Source organism: Planctomonas psychrotolerans (assembly GCF_008642235.1).
GTDB lineage: Bacteria > Actinomycetota > Actinomycetes > Actinomycetales > Microbacteriaceae > Planctomonas > Planctomonas psychrotolerans.
The window spans coordinates 847,703-867,364 of sequence record NZ_SJEV01000001.1; the positions used below are offsets into that span (position 1 = coordinate 847,703).

Consider the following 19,662-nt stretch of genomic DNA (forward strand, 5'->3'; position numbering starts at 1 on the left):
CTCCAGTTTACGTCCGGTCGCTGTGGCTGCTTCGCCGCTCAGGAGGGGTGGATGCGCTCGTACGTGTCGAGGAACCTGGCGACCGGAGTCGCGGCGATCGTGCTGGCGATCAGGTCGAGGTCGAGGTCGTCGACCGAGCGGAATCGCAGGCAGCTCTTGCCCATGTTCAGGGCGCGGCCCGTGGAGGTCCATTCGGTACGGAAGATGCGCTCCTCCGCGGAGTCGCCGGCGAGAGCCATCAGGTACAGCGAGCAGTAGTTCTTCTGTGCGGCGAGCGACACGAACGCGAGCGGCTGACCGTTGTACGTGCGCGGATAGGTGGCGAGCGGCACCGACCAGGTCGGCATGCGCCACAACATCGACAACTCGTAACCATCGGGCATGGCGCTGTGCACGGTGTGGAAGACGGGGAGAACCTCGGCCCGCTTTGCCTCGGGCAGCCGATCGAGGTAGGCCGTCACGTCGTCGGGAACGGCTTCCATACTGCAGCAGGGTAGCGGCACCACATGGTCTTGCGGGATCCGATTCCCGCAGCTCGGGGTGGTGTGCAAGGTTCACCTGGACTGGGACTCGGACCTGGACTCGGACCTGGACCTGGACCTGGACCGGGACTTGGACTCGGACTCGGACTCGGACCTGGACTCCCCGCTCGAGTGTCACCGCCGTGTTCGCTCGAGCGTCCGCCGCGGCATTCATGCCGGTTCCGGCTGCACTCGTGGCGTTGCCCATCACTCGCGTCAAGTTGCCCAAGACTCGCATGAACCAACCGGTCGTCATGTGCGTTGATGTCGGGTTTGGATGGTGTGGATGTCGGGGTTTCGGCTGGGCATCGGGATGTGTGCCTGTGTCGGGTCTACTGTCCGGGGTGGTCTGAGCCAGTAGTCGCCGTCGTGGCGGAGGATCTTCCAGTGGTTGTCGTGCACCAGGAGGTGGTGTCTTCGGCAGAGGAGTACCCCGTCGGCGATGTCGGTTTTTCCGTGTTCTTTCTTCCATTGGTTGATGTGGTGGGCTTCGCACCAGGATGGTGGCCGGTCGCAGGACGGGAACAAGCATCCGCCGTCGCGAACGGCCATTCCGACGCGTTGCCTGGGGGTGAAGAACCGGCGGGCCCGTCCCACGTTCACGCATTGCCCGGTGTCGTCGAACCCGACGGCTATTGCTCCGGTGTCGCAGAGGTGCCGTTCCACCGTGCGGAACGACACCGGGTCGGGGTGACCCTCGATCCGCCCGTGACCTGCACGGTTGTGAAGGTGCGCGTCGGTGACGATGACCCTCACGGCGGGGCGGTGGTGTCCGAAAATGGTGCCGGGATCCGCGTCGACCGCGACGCGGATCATCTCCACCAACGCATCGGCTGCGATCTGCTCCGTCGACCGTTCATCATTCAGGAGCGCGTCGGCGGCGGCTTTCTCTTCCGGGTCCACCATCCGCGGACCACCCCGCCGGGGCGACAGGATCTGATCGATGGCGCCGGCGAGGATGGTGCCTTCTTCGGGTGCGAGTCGGAACTTCCCGCAGTACATGCCGGCACTGTCCCACCAGGTGCGCAGGGTCCGGTCGTCGCGGCGTTGCTTCTCGCGTCGGTCGATGCCGTCACTGTCCAGCTCGTCGCGGAGGTTCCGTGCCTTCCGGAACAACTGGTCCGGACTCAACCCCGTTCCGGACGTGATGAGCTCAGCGCACGCGGCGGTGAGCGCCACAGCCGGGACTCCGGGACCGACGTCACCGAGCGCCCGCTGAATCGCGTGGAAGCAGTCCGACGACAGCACGCCCTCGGCCATGGCGGCAACCAGGGGCGCCTGCCATGGCGGCGCGATAGGAAAGGTGTGGTCTTCGGGAGTGTCGCTCCCATCCGCTCCATCCACAGTCGATTCCACGGATCCTGCGGTGAGGGTCTCGGCGGCTTCGGTTTCGGCGATGATCGTGCCCAGCCGGACCAACTTCACGGCTTCGGGACGGGACAGCTTGCCGATCGACTGGATCATCGCCTCCGGCGACACGAACCCCGCGCTCTGCGCCATCCCGCCATGTCCCGCTTCGGGTCGGGACCGGTGTGCGATCTCTCCGGCGATGAGGGCCGAGTACCGGTCCACGCACTGGCGCAGGACCGTGACCCGGTCCTGCGCACCCCGCAACTCCCCGTCCGGCAGCACCGCGACGTCGGCCGCGCAGTCACCGAGATCGGCGACTGCGTCCGCTGCGGTGCGGAGTCGGGTGGAGAGGAGGTCCATACCACCTATTGTCCCAGCATCGAACACGTGTCTCAAGAGGTGGGTGCGAATGAGGATAAGTTCTTATCCACAGGCGGGATGCGGGTGTGGGCGGGGTGCGTCCCTTCGACAGGCTCAGGGACCGTGCGGGGTGCGTCCCTTCGACAGGCTCAGGGACCGTGCGGGGTGCGTCCCTTCGACGGGCTCAGGGACCGTATGGTGCATCCCTTCGACGGGCTAGGAACCGTGCGGGGTTGCGTCCCTTCGACGGGCTCAGGAGCGTGAGGGTAACGTCCCTTCGACGGGCTCAGGGACCGTATGGTTCGACGGGCTCAGGAGCGTGAGGGTAACGTCCCTTCGACAGGCTCAGGGACCGTAATGGTGCATCCCTTCGACAGGCTCAGGGACCGTATGGTGCATCCCTTCGACAGGCCCAGGGACCGTATGGTGCATCCCTTCGACAGGCTCAGGGACCGTAATGGTGTGTCCCTTCGACAGGCTCAGGGACCGTAATGGTGCATCCCTTCGACAGGCTTAGGGACCGTGCGGGGCGTGTCCTTCCGGCGGGCACAGCCACCGTAGGCGTGCGTCCCACTCGACAGAGTCGGGACCGCGTGGACACCGTCCGGCGCCCGGCGCAGGGCGCAGGGCGCAGGCATACAGTGGGGGCAATGCACAGCATCGAACTGCTTTTCGACGACGAAACCGATGCCGCCGTACGCGCCGAATGGCGAGCGCTGGCCGAGTGCGACCTCCCGAGCCTCGAGCGCCACACCGGCGCGACCAACCGCCCGCACGTCACCATGCTGGTGGCCGACAGCCTCGACACCGCAGATCTCGCCCCGCTCCGCGAGGCGGTCGGCACTCTTCCCCTGACCGTCTCACTCGGTGGCGTCGTGATCTTCGGCGCAGGTCGACGTGGGTTCGTTCTCGCCCGGCACATCATTGTGACTCGGGAACTCGCGGCCCTGCACCGTTCGATCCACAGCGCGGCGCTCGGCCTCGCCGAGGGCGTCGTCGACCTCACCCTCCCCGACCATTGGACGCCGCACGTCACCCTCGCGCGCCGCCTCACAGCCCCGCAGATCGGAGCGGCGCTGGAGGCGATCGGCGCGGCCGCACTTCCGCCGGGAATCGCGAGTGCGGCTCGGATCTGGGACGGGCTGGAGAAGACGGTCACCCCGCTGACCTGACGGAGCGGCCGGCAGGACGCCGACGGGTCGATGCCGACCGAACCCGACCGAACCTGGCCCGAACCCGGCCCGACCCGGCCCGACCCGGCCCTCGATCGGTGTCGACCGAACCCGTCAGAGTCCCGCCTCATCGAGGGCGGCGGCCATGCGCTTCGCGAACTCCGCATAACCGCGGTCGTTGGGATGCAGCCCATCGGCGGAGATCCACTCGGGATGACCGTCGAGCCAGTGCGACGACCCTGCGATGTAATCCGCACCGATGTCCTCGGCGGCATCCCGCACCCACCCGATGATCTTCCCCACCGATTCGGGTCGATCCTCGGTGTACCAGAACGGCTCGACGACCACGATCCGGGCGTCGGGGAGCTCCGCGTCGAACCGGGTGAGGTCGGTGCGGATGGCTTCCTCGATGTCCGCGTCCGTGCGGGAGAAGGCGAAGTTGTCGTTCAGCCCCATCGTCACGATCACGATGTCGGGCTCCGCGTCGATGATGACATCCACGAGATTCTTCCCACCCGCGAGCGGGTCGCCGTTCGGCAGTCGATTGTTCACGAAGCCGAGGCCGTCGATGCTCGGGTTGACCTCGTTCCACCCCCGCTGCTCGCTCAGAAGCGTGGACCACCGCAGCCCCGGATCGCTGGCACCCGTGCCGCGCGTGTAGGAGTCGCCGTAGAACGCGACCACGGGACCGCCGGGGAACGTGGCGGCCGGGGTCGGCACTGCGGGCAGCGCCGTGAACCGGACGAACAGGATGGCGCCGACAGCAGCGAGGGCCAGCACCACGAGCACGGCGACTCCACGACCGGACAGGCCATGACCGGACCCGCCGCGACCAGACTGGCCACGTCGGGACGATATGCGACGCATCGGCCCTCGAGGAGACGACCCCTGAGGAGACGAACTCAGAGGAGACGAACCCCGAGGAGAAGCATCCTGAGCAGACGAATCCCGAGCAGAGGACGCCGACTCCGACGACCGAGAAGGGGACGCCCTGCCGTCGGCGGCCGCACGGCCTCGCGGCTGCCCGGGAGCGGATCCGCCCCGGTCTTGCGTCATCGTGCAGCCTCCACCCGATCGCCGACTACCGCATCTCGTGTCCCGCGCTAGGCGACCGTGACCGTGTCGGCCGCGATGAGCTCGGCGATCTGCACGGCGTTGAGGGCGGCACCCTTGCGGAGGTTGTCGTTGCTGATGAAGAGCGCGAGGCCGCGACCACCGGGCGCACCCTCGTCCTGGCGGATCCGTCCCACGAAACTGGGATCGGCTCCCGCCGCCTGCAACGGAGTGGGCACGTCGACCAGTTGCACGCCGGGCGCCTCCCGCAGCAATTCCCTCGCCCGCTCGGGAGTCAGAGCACGGGAGAACTCCGCATTGATGGACAACGAGTGGCCCGTGAACACCGGCACCCGCACGCACGTTCCGCTCACGAGAAGCTCGGGCAGTTCGAGAATCTTGCGCGACTCGTTGCGGAGCTTCTTCTCCTCGTCGGTCTCGTGGGAACCGTCGTCAACGACGGAGCCGGCGAGCGGAATCACGTCGAAGGCGATCGGTGCCACGTACTTCTCGGGGGCGGGGAAGTCCACCGCCGAACCGTCGTGCACCAGCGCGAGCATCGCCTCGGGATCGGTGACGGCGGCGTGCACCTGTCCGGCGAGCTCTTCAGCCCCGGCGAGGCCACTGCCGGACACCGCCTGGTAGGTGCTGACGATGAGTCGCTCGAGCCCGGCCTCGGCGTGCAGCACCTTGAGCACGGGCATGGCGGCCATGGTGGTGCAGTTCGGGTTCGCGATGATCCCGTTCTTCGCCTCGCGGATGGCGTGCGGGTTCACCTCGCTCACCACGAGCGGCACCTCGGGGTCCATCCGCCAGGCGGACGAGTTGTCGATCACGATGGCGCCGGCGGCGGCGAATCGGGGCGCCTGCGCGCGGGACGTCGTCGCTCCGGCGGAGAACAGGGCGATGTCGAGCCCCGACGGGTCCGCGGTGGCGGCATCCTCGACCACGATGTCCTGCCCGCGGAACGGCAGCGTGCTTCCGGCGGAGCGGGCGGACGCGAAGAAGCGGATGTCGCTCACCGGGAAGTCGCGCTCCTCGAGCAGACGGCGCATGACCGCGCCGACCTGGCCGGTGGCACCGACGACTCCGACTCGGACGGAGGGGGTGGATGTGCTCACGGGATGCCCTTCTGTTGCGGCCCTTCGACGGACTCAGGGGCCGGGATGGATGCGGCCCTTCGACAGGCTCAGGGACCGGGATGGATGCGGCCCTTCGACAGGCTCAGGGACCGGGATGGATGCGGCCCTTCGACAAGCTCAGGGACCGGAATGGTGGCGGCCCTTCGACGAGTCCAGGACCGGGTGGGTGGCGGCCCTTCGACAGGCTCAGGGACCGACGGGCTCAGGGACCGCCCTTCGACAGGCTCAGGGACCGCCCTTCGACAGGCTCAGGGACCGCGGGGTCAGGGACCGCGGGGTCAGGGACCGCCCTTCGACAGGCTCAGGGACCGCGGGGGTTGGGGACCGAGGGTCAGCGACCGGTGCCGGCGTGCACCACGGCCTCGGCGTCGCCGTCGAGACCGAACGCGGAGTGCACGATGCGCACGGCGTCGTTGATCGTGTCGGCGCGGGTCACGACCGAGATGCGGATCTCGCTGGTGGAGATCATCTCGATGTTGATCCCGGCCTCGAAGAGCGCGGTGAACAGCTTGGCGGACACTCCCGCGTTGCTGCGCATCCCCGCCCCGACGAGCGCCAGCTTGCCGATCTGATCGTCGTGCTGCAGCCCGGTGTACCCGACGGCATCCTTCTCGGCCGCGAGCGCCGTCAGCACGGTCTGCGCCTCCGACTTCGGCAGGGTGAACGAGATGTCGGTGAGCCCGGTGGCCGCGGCCGACACGTTCTGAACGATCATGTCGATGTTGGCGTTGGTCTTGCCGACGATCGTGAAGATCTGGGCGGCCTTGCCGGGGATGTCGGGCACGCCGACCACGGTGATCTTGGCCTCCGAGAGATCGGCCGCCACACCGGCGATGATGGGCTCTTCCACGCTGTCTCCGTTCTGGGGGTCCGCGGTCGCGGGGTTGTAGACGATGGTGCCCTCGTTGTTGTTGAACGACGAGCGCACGTGCAGGGTGACGCCGTGGCGTCGGGCGTACTCGACGGCGCGGATGTACAGCACCTTCGCGCCGGCCGCCGCCAGTTCGAGCATCTCTTCGCTGGTGATGCGGTCGATCTTCCGGGCCTTGGGCACCACTCGGGGATCGGCCGTGAAGATCCCGTCGACGTCGGTGTAGATCTCGCACACGTCCGCGTCGAGTGCTGCGGCGAGCGCGACCGCGGTCGTGTCCGAGCCGCCGCGGCCGAGCGTGGTGATGTCGCCCGTTCCTCGGTTGAACCCCTGGAAGCCTGCGACGATGACGATGGAACCCTCGTCGAGAGCCGATTGCAGGCGCACCGGCGTGACATCGACGATGCGTGCGGCGCCGTGCTGCGCGTCGGTGATCATCCCGGCCTGACTGCCGGTGAAGGAGCGGGCGTCGAAGCCGAGACTCTTGATGGCCATGGCGAGCAGCGCCATCGAGATGCGCTCGCCCGCGGTGAGCAGCATGTCGAGCTCCCGTGGAGCGGGAAGCAGGGTCACCTCGTGGGCGAGGTCCAGCAGTTCGTCGGTGGTGTCGCCCATCGCCGAGACGGCGACCACGACGTCGTTCCCCGCCTTGCGGGTCTCCACGATGCGCTTGGCGACGCGCTTGATGCTTTCGGCATCGGCGACGGAGGATCCGCCGAACTTCTGCACGATGAGGCTCACGAGGGTTCTCCAGGATGTGTGGCGGCGGCGGCCGGAACTGTCATTCTAGGGCGTGCCGTGCGATCCCCGGTCGGGTCGGGCGCACGCGGGCCCGGAGGATCGGCTAGCCGACCACGCGGCGACCCTCGAAGGCCCGACCGAGGGTGACCTCGTCGGCGTATTCGAGATCGCCACCCACCGGCAGACCGGACGCCAGTCGAGACACCGTGATGTCGATCGACTGCAGCAACCGGCTGAGGTAGGTGGCGGTCGCCTCCCCTTCCAGGTTCGGGTCGGTGGCGATGATCACCTCGGTGACGGTTCCGTCCGCGAGGCGCTGCATGAGCTGCCGGATGCGGAGGTCATCGGGGCCGATGCCGTCGATGGGGCTGATGGCGCCCCCGAGCACGTGGTACAGCCCGCGGAATTCCCGCGTGCGCTCGATGGCGACCACGTCCTTCGCCTCCTCCACGACGCAGATCGTGGTCGGGCTCCGCCGGGGATCGCGGCAGATGGAGCAGGTGTCCTGTTCGGAGACGTTGCCGCAGATCTCGCAGAACCGCACCCGCTCCCGCACATCGGTGAGCACCTGCGCGAGCCGGGACACGTCGAACGACTCGGTCTGCAGGATGTGGAAGGCGATGCGCTGGGCAGACTTCGGACCGATCCCGGGCAGCCTGCCGAGCTCGTCGATGAGTTCCTGAACGATTCCCTCGTACACGGCGGTCAGCCCCCGTCACCGGTCGGACGGATGGTGGGTCTCGACGACCGCGTCACCGGCTTCTCCTCGATGAAGCTGGCTCCGAGGATTTCGCGCACCACGGACTCCCCGTAGCGCTGTCCACCACCGGTCGAGCCGTTCGGCGAGCGACCGGATGCGCCGGACGGACCGCCGCGACCATCGTTGCGATTCGTGCGTGCACCGGACCCTGCGGGAGTCGCCGGCACTCCCGGCGACTCATCCGCGGGCGGGTACGACTCGTCGAGGCTGCGCGTCCAGTCGGGCTCGGGTTCGTCCGGCTCCGGCGGTTCTTCATCGGGCCACGTCGCCGAGCGGGCATCGGGCCGGGGCGCATCGGGTCGGGCCGGGCCCGGCGCGGATCCGGTGCGTGATGATGCGTCCCCCCGGGCGCTGGACTGCGGAGTTCGAGCGGGCTCGCCCGATCGGGAATCCCGCGCCGCCGGGGCGGCCTGCGGGGTCGACGCGGGCGTGCGGCGGTCGGGCGTCGGGGAGGGTGCGGCGTCGGTGCCGGATCCGGAGTTCGGGATGGCTACGGTGGCCCATCCGCCGGGCTCCACTTTCGGCGCCGCGGTCGGGGCGGGGGGCGTGGCCGCCGGCGGCGGACCATCGGCCCGGGCGGTGAAGCGAACGCGAATGCCGAGCACCGCGAGGATTGCGTTGCGCAGGATGTCGCTCACGCCTTCCCCCGGCGTGCCGCCGCGCTCCTTGAAGCTGTCCACGTCGTTCTGGCTCGGGAAGGACAGGGCCAGCACATTGTCTTCGGAGAGCCCGCGCGGCGTCGCCGTGACCGCCACCATCCAGGCGCTGCGCTTCGTGTTCTGCACCGCTTCCACGATCTGCGGCCACGCGTCCTTCAGCTGCTGCAACGACACGGGCATCGGGGTCGCGGGCGGCGCCGCGGCAGGCGGAGCGGGTGCGGCGGCGGGTGCGTTCGCGGCGGCGGGAGCGGTGCGTCGGGCGGCGTCCGTTCGGGGTGCGGACGTCCCTTCGACAGGCTCAGGGACCGTGGTCGGCTCAGGGACCGTGGTCGGCTCAGGGACCGGAGTGAGCTCAGCGCCCCTGGTGGGCTCGGGGACCGGCGCGGGCGTGGTGCGTCGGCCGGCATCCGTTCGGGGTGCGGACGTCCCTTTGACAGGCTCAGGGACCGTGATGGACTCAGGGACCGGAGCGGACTCGGGCACCGTGACCGGCCCGGCGGCGGCGGCGTCGGCGGCGGCACCGGCGGCGGGCGCGGGAACGACGCCGACGCGACGCTCCAGCCGTTCCACCCGCGCGAGGGCTCCGCGGTGCGTGTCGTCACTCGCCGGAACGAGGATGCGGGCGATCAGCAACTCGAGATGCAGCCGCGGTGACGTGGCACCGGTCATCTCGGTGAGGGCCGCGTTGGCCACATCCGCCGCCCGGGACAGCTCCGTCGGACCGAACTTCGACGCCTGAACGCGCATCGAATCGAGCTCGTCCTGCGGGACGCCGCGCAGCACGGCCGCCGCTCCCTCGGCGGTGGTCGCGGCAACGATGATGAGGTCGCGCAGGCGTTCGAGCAGGTCCTCGACGAAGCGACGCGGGTCCTGCCCGGTCTGGATCACGCGGTCGACTGCGGCGAAGGCGCCCGCCGCGTCGGCGACCGCGAGAGAGTCGATGACCTCGTCGAGCAGTGCGCCGTGGGTGTAGCCCAGCAGGGCGACGGCGCGCGCGTATTCCACCGTCGGCCCGTCGGATCCGTTGATCAGCTGGTCGAGCAGCGACAGGGTGTCGCGCACCGACCCGCCACCGGCGCGCACCACGAGCGGCAGCACGCCGGGCGCGACCTGCACCGACTCCGTGTCGCAGAGCCGCTGCACGTAGTCGAGCATCTGGGCGGGCGGCACCAGGCGGAAGGGGTAGTGGTGCGTGCGCGACCGGATGGTGCCGATCACCTTCTCCGGCTCGGTGGTGGCGAAGATGAACTTCACGTGCTCCGGCGGCTCTTCCACGATCTTCAGGAGCGCGTTGAAGCCCTGAGGCGTGACCATGTGCGCCTCGTCGAGGATGAACACCTTGTATCGATCGCGCGCGGGAGCGAAAATGGCCCGCTCACGCAGGTCGCGGGCGTCGTCGACGCCATTGTGACTTGCGGCGTCGATCTCGACGACGTCGAGCGACCCTCCACCGTCGCGACTCAGCTCCACGCAACTCGGGCACACCCCGCAGGGCGTGTCCGTCGGACCCTCGACGCAGTTGAGGCAGCGGGCGAGGATGCGCGCGGAGGTCGTCTTGCCGCACCCGCGCGGGCCGCTGAAGAGATAGGCGTGATTCACCCGGTTCGAGCGGAGGGCGGACATGAGGGGATCGGTCACCTGCGACTGACCGATGAGCTCGGCGAAGTTTTCGGGCCGGTAACGGCGATACAGGGCGGTGACCACCACCTCAGGATAGTCGCGACGTCCGACCTTCCCCGAGCGCGGGGCGGAGCCGGGGACAGCCCGCCGGAGTAGCCCCGCTGCACACCCCCCGTAGTGGGACTGACCAGTCTGTCTGTCCCCCCGGCAGAATGAATTCACAAGCGGGGAAAGCGCCTCACGAGGGTCCTCCGCTCAGCGCCCAGGCTTCCCGAGCGCACCCTGCCGCACTCCGACGGCAGCGTTTCCCGCACCATCCTGGGCCGCATCACCGCAGTACACCTAGCACCGCACCACCACCCGAACGACCGGCACCAGATCACCCGAAAAGTGGGTGCCGGAACGCAACAGCACCTCGAGAATCCCCCCCTGACTCGAGGTGCTGTTTGCGTTAACCGGTGCGCATGTCCTCAGCGCGTCCGTCGGACCAGAGGGCGGCGCCGCGAGAGCCTCAGGACACGGACAGCGTCTGCCTCGCGATCTCCAGTTCCTCGTTCGTGGGCACGACGAGCACCGTCACCGCCGAGTCGTCCGTGGAGATGATCCGGGTGTCGCGCGACCTTGCGGCGTTGCGGTCCGCATCCACGAGGATGCCGAAGTGGGCGAGCCCGTCGAGCGTCTCGGCGCGCAGCTGCGCATTGTTCTCGCCCACACCGGCCGTGAACGCGATCACGTCCACCCCGCCGAGGTGGGCGATGTACGAACCGATGTAGGACCGGAGGCGGTGGCGGTACACGGCGAGCGCGGCTGCGGCGGTCTCATCACCGGAATCGGCCGCCGACTGCACGTCGCGCATGTCGCCCGTGCCGGTGAGGCCCAGCAGCCCGCTCCGGCGATTGAGCAGGGTGTCGAGCTCCGCGATGTCCATGCCGGCCTGTCGGTGCAGGTGGAACAGCACGGCCGGGTCGAGATCGCCCGACCTGGTGCCCATGACGAGACCCTCCAGCGGGGTCATGCCCATCGACGTCTCGATCGACACGCCCCCGCGCACGGCGCACGCGGATGCCCCGTTGCCGAGGTGCAGCACGATCGTGCGCAACTCCGCGAGGGGGCGGTCGAGGAACTCGGCCGCCGACTCCGAGACGAACTTGTGCGACGTCCCGTGGAATCCGTAGCGGCGCACGCGGTGCTTCTCGGCGATGCCCGCGTCGATCGCGTAGGTGTAGGCCTCGGGCGGCAGGGTCTGGTGGAACGCCGTGTCGAAGACCGCCACGTGCGGCACGTCCGGGAACACCCGGCGGGCGGCGCGGATGCCCTCGAGGTTCGGCGGGTTGTGCAGCGGCGCCAGCGCCCCGAGCTCATCGATGTCCTGCTCGACTCCCGCCGTGATCACCGTGGGGGCGAAGAAGCGCTTGCCGCCGTGCACCACGCGGTGCCCGACGGCCGCCACGGTGGCGTCGTCGAGGTCGGGGCCGTACTCACGGAACGCCTCGGTCATGACGCCGAAGCCGTCGGTGTGGTCGACGATGCGACGCTCGATCTCCGACGTGCCCGCCGGGGTGGTGTGCCGAGCGGCACCGGTGGGCTCGCCGATCCGCTCGACGAGGCCCGACGCGAGTACCTCGTGCTCGCGGGAACCCTCGTCGACGGCGATGAGCTGGTACTTGAACGACGACGAGCCGGAGTTGATGACGAGCACGACGCTCACGAGGCACCCCCTGCTGCTGCGGCCGGTCCGGCGGCCCGGGCATTTGCCGCGCTCGCCTCCGCGGTCGCGGCGATCGCCTGAGCCTGGATGGCCGTGATGGCCACGGTGTTCACGATGTCCTCCACGAGCGCACCCCGCGACAGGTCGTTGATCGGCTTGTTCAGCCCCTGCAGCACCGGCCCGATGGCCACGGCCCCCGCGCTCCGCTGCACGGCCTTGTACGTGTTGTTGCCGGTGTTGAGGTCGGGGAAGATGAACACCGTCGCGCGGCCGGCGACCTGCGAGTCGGGCATCTTGGCGGCGGCGACCGCGGCGTCGGCAGCGGCGTCGTACTGGATCGGCCCCTCCACCGGCAGGTCGGGTCGCAGGTCCCGCACCAGGTGCGTGGCGGTGCGCACCTTCTCGACATCCGCCCCCGCACCGGACTCACCGGTCGAGTACGACAGCATGGCGACCCGGGGATCGATGCCGAACTGCGTCGCGGTCTCCGACGACGACACGGCGATGTCGGCGAGCTGCTCGGCGGTCGGATCGGGATTCACGGCGCAGTCGCCGTAGACCAGCACCCGGTCCTGCAGCGCCATGAGGAACACCGACGACACCACCGAGACGCCGGAGCGGGTCTTGATGATCTCGAACCCCGGACGGATGGTGTGCGCGGTGGTGTGCGCGGCTCCCGACACCATGCCGTCGGCGAGTCCCAGGTGCACCATCATGGTGCCGAAGTACGACACGTCGGTCACCGTCTCGCGGGCGATGTCGAGCACCATCCCCTTGTGCGAACGAACCCGCGTGTACTCCTCGGCGAAGCGCTCGCGCAGCACGTCGTCGAACGGGCTGAGGATGCGCGCCTCGCCGAGGTCGATGCCGAGGCCGATCGCGCGGGATCGCACCTCGACCTCCTCACCGAGGATGGTGAGGTCGGCGATGCCGCGACGCAGGATGGTGCCCGCGGCACGCAGGATCCGGTCGTCGTCGCCCTCCGGCAGCACGATGTGCCGCCGGTCGGTGCGCGCCTGCTCGATGAGCTGGTACTCGAACATGAGCGGGGTGACCACCGACGACGGACGCACGTCGAGGATGCCCATCAGCGCATCCTTCTTCACGTGCTTCTCGAACAGGTCGAGCGCCGTGTCGATCTTGCGGCGCGAGTTCGCCGACAGTCGGCCCCGCGTCTGCGTGATGCGCTGGGCGGTCGCGTACGTGCCGAGCTCGGTGAGGATGAGCGGCAGCGTCTGGTCGAGGCCGGACATGAGCCGCTCGATCGTGGGCGAGAGGTCGAATCCTCCGTTGAGCACGATCCCGGCGAGCGACGGGAAGGTGTCGGACGCGTGCGCCATGAGCACGGCAAGCAGCACTTCGCTGCGGTCCCCCGGCACCACGACGACGGCGCCCTCGGTGAGGCGGGCGAGCACGTTCTCCATCGACATCGCCGAGATGACCACACCGAGCGACTCGCGCGACAGCAGGGCCTCGTCGCCCTTCAGCAGACTGCCTTCCACCGCGGTCAGGAGCTCGCCGACGGTGGGGGCGATGAGGAGCGGGTCTTCGGGAATCGCCCACACCGGCACGTCGTGGCCGGCGGGCTCGAGCGCATCGGGAAGAACGGCTTCGATCGCCGCCTCGATCTCCTCGAGGGTGTCCGCATCGGAGCGGTTCGAGACGATCGCCAGCGTGGTGGCATGCGCCGCGACGAGTTCGGGCAGGCTGAGCTCGGTGATCTGGCGCATCTCGTCGGCGGTGCGCCCGCCCGACTCGTCGGGACGGCGTCCCGTGAGCACGAGCAGCACGGGGGCGCTGAGGTTGGCGGCGATGCGCGCGTTGTAGCCGAGTTCGGTGGGGCTGCCCACGTCGGTGTAGTCGGATCCGACGATCACGACCACGTCGCACTTGCGCTCGACGGCCTTGTACCGCTCGACGATGCGCGACAGTGCCGCATCCGGGTCGGCGTGGACGTCGTCGTAGGTGACTCCCACGCACTCGTCGTAGTCGAGGTCGACGCCGACGTGCCCGAGCAGCAGCTCCAGCACGTAGTCGCGTTCGGTGATGGATCGAGCGATCGGGCGGAAGACTCCGACGCGGGAGATGGTGGAACCGAGCGTGTCCAGCACGCCGAGTGCGACGGTGGACTTGCCGGACCGGCCTTCTGCGGACGTGATGTAGATGCTCCGTGCCATGTCTCCCACCCTACGGACCATGGTCGCGTGCGGCGATGGCGTGTGCCGGATGCAGGGCGGGCGCACATGAAGCGGTGCAATGCGGTTCCGACCCGGCCACACATCCGGCGCTCCGCGGCCGGCGCTCCGCCGTCCGCGCCTTAACGAGAAAGGACCCCTCGCGCACCCGCCAGAGCCCGGTTACCCTTGCTACGTTTCCGTCCTGGGGGATTTGGCCTGGGTGGCGCCACGCGAGGAGCCGAGAACAGTGTACCGGACCCATCGCGGCCGCCCTCCCCTTCCCGCCCCGGCTGACCCGCGTAGCGTGGGGGCATGCGTATAGCCATTGCCGGAGGACACGGAAAGATAGCCCGACTGCTCGAGCGCCAACTCGCGGATGCCGGCCACCAGGCGGTGGCGATCATTCGCAACGCCGATCAGACCGCCGACATCGAGGCGGAGGGAGCTGAGGCGCTCGTGCTCGACCTCGAGCAGACCGACGCCGACACGCTCGCGGCGGCACTGAACGGCGTCGACGCCGTCGTGTTCGCGGCGGGGGCCGGCCCCGGCAGCGGGGCGAAGCGCAAGTTGACGATCGACCGCGACGGGGCGATCCTGCTGGCGGACGCGGCCGAGCGGGCGGGCATCCGCCGCTACGTGCTGGTGTCGGCCATCGCCACCGACGACTTCGATTCCGAGGCGGCGCAGCGCGTGGACAGCGATTCCGACGACGACGTCTCCCAGGTGTACCTGCGGGCCAAGAGTGAAGCGGATGCTGCCGTGCGGGAGCGCGACCTCGACTGGACGATCGTTCGACCGGGCGGCCTCACCGACGAGCCGGGAACCGGTCTCGTCACCCTCGCGATCTCGACCGGGCGCAGCTCGATCCCGCGCGCCGATGTCGCGGCGATCGTCGCGACGTCGCTCGTCGAGGGCGTCGGCATCCGCCAGCAGTTCGAGGCGATCAGCGGCGGCGACACGGTCTCCGACGCGCTGGCCACGCTCCGGTACTGACGGGAACCGCCCCGGCCGCCGCCGGGGCCGCGGTCGATCCGGGGCGGAGCGCGTCAGGATGCCGGAGGCGATTCGGCCGGGGCCTGCCGCGGGTAGTATGCTCAGTGGTCGTTGCCTCCGCACCTCAGGGAGTCGACCCGCCAGGAGGATTCGCCTAGTGGCCTATGGCGCACGCTTGGAAAGCGTGTTGGGTGAAAGCCCTCGGGGGTTCGAATCCCCCATCCTCCGCACTTGTGTACGACGATCTCCCGCGTGATCGAGTCGTGTCGCGTCGCTTCGACAGGCTCAGCGACCGTACGGCCCGTTGTCTGCGTTGCATCGCTTCGACAGGCTCAGTGACCGCATGGCCCATTGCCTGCGCTAGGTTGCGTCGCTTCGACAGGCTCAGCGACCGTACGGCCCGGCGGCGGCGGGTGCCGCTAGCGTGATCGCGTGGACACGGGCGCGAGCGATGACGACGACCGGGCGGAACGTGACGCCGTCGTCTCCCGGTATTCGGGCATCTGGGGGCTGACGCCGGACGGCGACCCGTTCTCCACCCGGAGCAGTCATCTGGCTCCCGTGACCCGGCGCGGACGTCCCGCCATGCTCAAGGTGCCGCGCACCGAGGACGAGCGCCGGGGCGGCTCCGTCATGGTGTGGTGGGCCGGTCGCGGTGCGGCGCCCGTGTTCGAGCACGACGACTCCGGAACCCTCGTACTCGAGCGGGCGGAGGACGACACCGCACTGTTCGACCTCGCCGGTGGCCGCGGCACCGGCACCGGCACCGGCACCGGCACCGGCACCACGAGCATTCCCACCGACGACGACCGCGCCAGCCGCATCCTCGTGACCACCGCCGCCCGCCTGCACGCCGTCCGCGACGAGCCCCCCGCAACGACGCTGCCGCTCGCCCGGTACTTCCGGGAGCTCTTCCGCACCGGAGCGCAGCACGGGGGATTCCTCGCCCGGTCCGCCGCACTGGCGCAGCAGCTTCTCGACGATCAGCACGAGGTCGTGGTGCTGCACGGCGACCTGCACCACGGCAACGTGCTCCGGTTCGGTGCAGACGGCTGGCTGGCCATCGACCCGAAGAATGTGCGCGGCGATCGCGCCTTCGACTTCGCGAACATCTTCTGCAATCCCACTGCCGAGGTTGCGTTGCTCCCGAACCGGCTGCAGCGTCAGGTGGAGGTCGTTTCCGAGGCGGCCGGACTGGAGCCCGCCCGGCTGTTGCGCTGGATCGTCGCCTACTGCGCGCTGTCCGCATCCTGGTTCCTGGCCGACGGCGACGACACGTCGGCCGCCATCCCGCTCGCCATCGGGCGCCGGGCCGAGGACGCCCTCGCCGGCCTCGGGCAGGCGGGAACCGTCCTCACCGAGTGAGCGATTGATCCGGCATCGGGCGCACGGATGCCGGATCAATCGCTCACCGGAGGAGACAGGGGCACGCGGGGAGACGGGCGGGGCGGGGCACCGGGCGCCGCACGACGGGTGAGCCAGGTGAGGGCCCGTTCCAGCGGCCCGACACCGAGGGTCAGTCGCCACACGGTCGCGGCGGCCAGCGTGACGAACAGGAAGGCGAGGTAGAGCGAGTTGTCGCTCACCTCGAGCTCCCTCGGTCCCACGGAGGGCAGCAGGGCGGCGATCGCCACGATGTGCAGCGTGTAGGCCGTGAGCGCCATCGCCCCGGTCGCCTCGAGGGGGAAGAGCACCGGCCGGAGGCGATCGGTCGCCCACAGGCAGAGACCCAGCACCGCCATGGCGAAGCCCCCTGAACCCACGACTTCGAAGACGGATCCGCTGTGCGGTTCCACCGTGAAGATGAGGTCCGCCTCAGGCAACGCCGCGAGCGCACGGCTCGTGAACACGCCGAACGAGTACCCCACCATGGCGAGCAGGGTGCCCGCGACGACGAGCGCACCCTGGATACGGGCCGACGTGAGGTCGAGCCGCCCGATGCCGAGCCCGGTGAACACGAACGTCAACCAGATCAGAACGGGATATTGGCCGGTCACCACCAGTTCCACGATCACGCTCTCCTGCAGCACCGACTGGTCGAGTCGCTCCACGAGCAGCAGATCGACGAGCGGCGCGAGGAGCGCGAATGCAGCGGCCAGCGCGAAGAGCTGTCGCGGATGCACCCGGAGGAACGGCAGCGACAGGGCGAACATGACGGCGTAGAACTCGAGGATCACCCCCACGGGCGTGGCCAGCATCGTGAGCAGTCCGCCGATCGCGAAGATCACGACCGCGCGGATCAGGATGCGCAGTCGCACGCGCACGAGGTCGTCCCCCGCCAGCGGCCGAGTGCGTCCCGACATGAGGGCGATGGACACACCCGCGAGCGTGGCGAACAGGATGGACGAGCGCCCGTCGACCACGCCCAGCCAGGTGTCCGGAGACGCGAAGTCGAAGTCGTCGCGAATGCCGACGTGCGCCGCCATCATTCCGAGAACGGCCAAGCCGCGCGCCACGTCGATGCCATGCAGTCGCGACGCGGAATCCTCGGGGCGAGGAGCCCCGGACAGACGGGCGGATGGCATGGGGTCAGGTGACCTCGGCGTCAGGTTGCTTGCGCCGCCGTTCGAGGTGCAGTCGGTGCGCGAACGGCGCCCAGACGATGAAGGCGATGCCGGCGCCGAGCAGCATGCCGCCGAGGGTGTCGGTGAGCCAGTGCGCACCGAGGTAGGTGCGACTCACCAGCATGGCGAACACGTACAGCGCACCGACGATCCAGATCCAGTACCGGCGCAGGATGAGCGCGAGGGTGACCGCCATGGTCGCGGCGTTCGCGGTGTGCCCCGACGGGAACGACCCGAAGTCCGCCGCGATGAGGATCTCCTCGGGGCGCGGCCGGTCCACCGTGTTCTTGATGAGCTGCACGAGACCGGCGCTGAGGATGGTGGCCACGGTGAAGTAGAGCGCGGCCCACTTGCGCTTCACGATGAGCAGCACCGCGATGATGGCGAGCGGCACGACGAATACGCCGATGACGCCGCCGCCCAGTCGGTCGAAGAGCTCCGCCGTGGCCTGCCCGAAGGGGTCGCGGCGCTCGACCAGCTCCTCCATCCACTCCTCGTCGATTTCGAACGGAACCATCTCGAAGTCGCGCACGGCGATGAGCAACCCGCCGAGGATGACGAGCGCCACCGCGATCAGGCCGCTGATGAGCGGCCACCGCAGCTGCACCCTATAGGCGCCGGCTTCTTTTTTCCGTTGTTCGGGAGAGAGGGCCATCATTCGAGCCTAGTTCGAGAGTGCGGGGACTGTGCGTGGACGCACGATGAACCAGATCGAGAAGATCGACACCACCGACGTGACCGCCATCACCGCCGCCATGGGCACCACCGTGTCGGTGCCCAGGAAGCCGACGACGGGGGAGATGACCCCGGCGAGACCGAAGTTGATCGCGCCCAGCAACGACGCCGCCGTACCGGCCTCGTGACCGTGGTTCACGAGCGCCAGCACCTGCACGCAGGGGAACCCGAAGCCGCATGCGCAGATGAAGATCCACAAGGGGATGAGCACGCCGAGGATTCCCGCGTCGGCCATCGACAGGACGATGATCGCCACCGCCATGAGCAGCTGCACCGCGGTGGTGACGGTGAGGATCCACGCGGCGCCCACCCGCGGGATGAGCCGGGCGCTCACCTGGGTGCCGATCACGATGCCGAGCGAGTTGAGGGCGAAGAGAAGGCCGTACTGCTGCGGGTCGAGGCCGTAGAGGTCCTGCAGGATGAAGGGCGACGCGGCGAGGTACGCGAACAGCCCGGAGAAGGAGAACCCGCCGATGATGGCGATGCCCACGAAGATCCGGTCGCTGAACACGCTCTTGTAGCGCTGCAGCACGCTGCTGTGGCCCGAGTCGCGAGTGCGTTCCTTGGGCAGCGTCTCCACGATGAACAGCGACGCCGCGATGATCACGAGCAGCCCGTAGATGCAGAGGAAGACGAACAGGCCGCGCCAGTCCAGGAAGAGGAGCAGCTGCGAACCGATGAGCGGGGCGAGGATCGGCGCCAGACCGGTCACCAGCGCCAGCCGCGAGAGCATGCGCACGAGGGGCTTCCCGCCGAACAGGTCTCGCACGGTGGCCATGGCGACCACGCCGCCGCCCGCCGCGCCGACGCCCTGCAGCACGCGGGCCACCATCAGCCAGGTGATGTCCGGTGCCACGGCCGCGCCGAAGCAGGCGAGGATGTGCACCGCGGTGGCGAGGATGAGCGGTATCCGCCGGCCCACCTTGTCGCTCCACGGGCCGACCACGAGCTGACCGAGCGCGAACCCGATGATGGTGGCGCTCAGCGTGAGCTGCACGGTGCCCTCATCGACTGCGAGGTCGGTCTGGATGACGGGCAACGCGGGAAGGTAGAGGTCGATCGTGAACGGCCCGAGCCCGACGAGGGCGCCCAGCACGAAGATGTACACGAGTCTCTCGCGGCGGGAGAGCGAGTCACCGGGATGGATGACGGTAGTCACAGAGATTCCTTGCGGGAGTGGACGGCACCGCGGAAACGCCCCGTCTGCCGAGTGCGTCACCCGGTCGACAGAGGACG

General features: G+C 69.2%; 15 protein-coding genes, 1 tRNA gene and 1 other RNA gene. 4 read left to right on the forward strand and 13 right to left on the reverse strand.

From position 1 onward, the window contains the following. Positions 1-38 precede the first annotated feature (38 nt). Positions 39-482: a DUF1801 domain-containing protein gene (locus EY822_RS03675; RefSeq protein ID WP_150307035.1), complete on the reverse strand. Its 444-nt coding sequence runs from the start codon at positions 480-482 to the stop codon at positions 39-41. A 291-nt stretch (positions 483-773) separates the two neighbouring features. Next, the gene (locus EY822_RS03685; RefSeq protein WP_150307037.1) at positions 774-2,231 is read right to left on the reverse strand and encodes an HNH endonuclease signature motif containing protein; all 1,458 of its coding nucleotides are present in this window, start codon (positions 2,229-2,231) and stop codon (positions 774-776) included. Positions 2,232-2,881: 650 nt separating this feature from the next. Between EY822_RS03685 and EY822_RS03690 the strand changes: the two genes are divergently transcribed. Then, entirely contained in the window at positions 2,882-3,403 is a 522-nt protein-coding gene (locus tag EY822_RS03690) for a 2'-5' RNA ligase family protein (protein ID WP_150307038.1), read from the forward strand. A 114-nt stretch (positions 3,404-3,517) separates the two neighbouring features. Here the strand turns inward: EY822_RS03690 and EY822_RS03695 are convergent, their stop codons facing one another. From EY822_RS03695 to ffs, 8 genes are all read right to left on the reverse strand, one after another. Next, on the reverse strand, positions 3,518-4,192 hold the full coding sequence (locus EY822_RS03695; RefSeq protein WP_227497003.1) for an SGNH/GDSL hydrolase family protein: 675 nt from the start codon (positions 4,190-4,192) through the stop codon (positions 3,518-3,520). Positions 4,193-4,506: 314 nt separating this feature from the next. After that, a complete protein-coding gene (locus EY822_RS03700) occupies positions 4,507-5,577 on the reverse strand; it encodes an aspartate-semialdehyde dehydrogenase (protein ID WP_150307040.1) in 1,071 nt (356 codons plus the stop codon). Between the two features lie 352 nt (positions 5,578-5,929). Continuing rightward, the gene (locus EY822_RS03705; RefSeq protein WP_150307041.1) at positions 5,930-7,210 is read right to left on the reverse strand and encodes an aspartate kinase; all 1,281 of its coding nucleotides are present in this window, start codon (positions 7,208-7,210) and stop codon (positions 5,930-5,932) included. 103 nt (positions 7,211-7,313) lie between these two features. Further along, on the reverse strand, positions 7,314-7,910 hold the full coding sequence (gene recR / locus EY822_RS03710) for a recombination mediator RecR (RefSeq protein ID WP_150307042.1): 597 nt from the start codon (positions 7,908-7,910) through the stop codon (positions 7,314-7,316). Positions 7,911-7,915: 5 nt separating this feature from the next. Next, positions 7,916-10,333: a DNA polymerase III subunit gamma and tau gene (locus EY822_RS03715; protein WP_150307043.1), complete on the reverse strand. Its 2,418-nt coding sequence runs from the start codon at positions 10,331-10,333 to the stop codon at positions 7,916-7,918. Between the two features lie 427 nt (positions 10,334-10,760). Beyond that, positions 10,761-11,957, reverse strand: a complete 1,197-nt coding sequence (locus EY822_RS03720; RefSeq protein ID WP_150307044.1) for an acetate/propionate family kinase — start codon at positions 11,955-11,957, stop codon at positions 10,761-10,763. Beyond that, positions 11,954-14,134: a phosphate acetyltransferase gene (gene pta / locus EY822_RS03725; protein ID WP_150307045.1), complete on the reverse strand. Its 2,181-nt coding sequence runs from the start codon at positions 14,132-14,134 to the stop codon at positions 11,954-11,956. The genes EY822_RS03720 and pta overlap by 4 nt, the downstream gene beginning before the upstream one ends. Before the next feature lie 146 nt (positions 14,135-14,280). After that, positions 14,281-14,377, reverse strand: an RNA gene (gene ffs, locus EY822_RS03730) — signal recognition particle sRNA small type. A gap of 69 nt (positions 14,378-14,446) precedes the next feature. Here ffs and EY822_RS03735 point away from each other — a divergent pair. The 3 genes from EY822_RS03735 to EY822_RS03745 all read left to right on the forward strand — a co-directional run bounded on the left by EY822_RS03735 (position 14,447) and on the right by EY822_RS03745 (position 16,492). Then, complete coding sequence (locus tag EY822_RS03735) at positions 14,447-15,127, forward strand: SDR family oxidoreductase (protein ID WP_150307046.1); 681 nt, start codon at positions 14,447-14,449, stop codon at positions 15,125-15,127. A gap of 143 nt (positions 15,128-15,270) precedes the next feature. Next, positions 15,271-15,355 (forward strand) — tRNA-Ser (locus EY822_RS03740). Positions 15,356-15,559: 204 nt separating this feature from the next. Then, on the forward strand, positions 15,560-16,492 hold the full coding sequence (locus EY822_RS03745) for an aminoglycoside phosphotransferase family protein (RefSeq protein ID WP_227497004.1): 933 nt from the start codon (positions 15,560-15,562) through the stop codon (positions 16,490-16,492). Positions 16,493-16,527: 35 nt separating this feature from the next. Here EY822_RS03745 and EY822_RS03750 read toward each other — a convergent pair whose 3' ends face one another. Genes EY822_RS03750 through EY822_RS03760 form a run of 3 tightly spaced genes read right to left on the reverse strand, consistent with a single transcriptional unit; the run spans position 16,528 to position 19,585 of the window. Then, the gene (locus tag EY822_RS03750) at positions 16,528-17,652 is read right to left on the reverse strand and encodes a heparan-alpha-glucosaminide N-acetyltransferase domain-containing protein (RefSeq protein ID WP_150307047.1); all 1,125 of its coding nucleotides are present in this window, start codon (positions 17,650-17,652) and stop codon (positions 16,528-16,530) included. Positions 17,653-17,656: 4 nt separating this feature from the next. Next, positions 17,657-18,346, reverse strand: coding sequence for a phosphatase PAP2 family protein (locus tag EY822_RS03755; RefSeq protein ID WP_227497005.1), 690 nt, complete (start codon positions 18,344-18,346; stop codon positions 17,657-17,659). Between the two features lie 9 nt (positions 18,347-18,355). Then, on the reverse strand, positions 18,356-19,585 hold the full coding sequence (locus tag EY822_RS03760; RefSeq protein ID WP_150307048.1) for a multidrug effflux MFS transporter: 1,230 nt from the start codon (positions 19,583-19,585) through the stop codon (positions 18,356-18,358). Between the last annotated feature and the right edge of the window lie 77 nt (positions 19,586-19,662).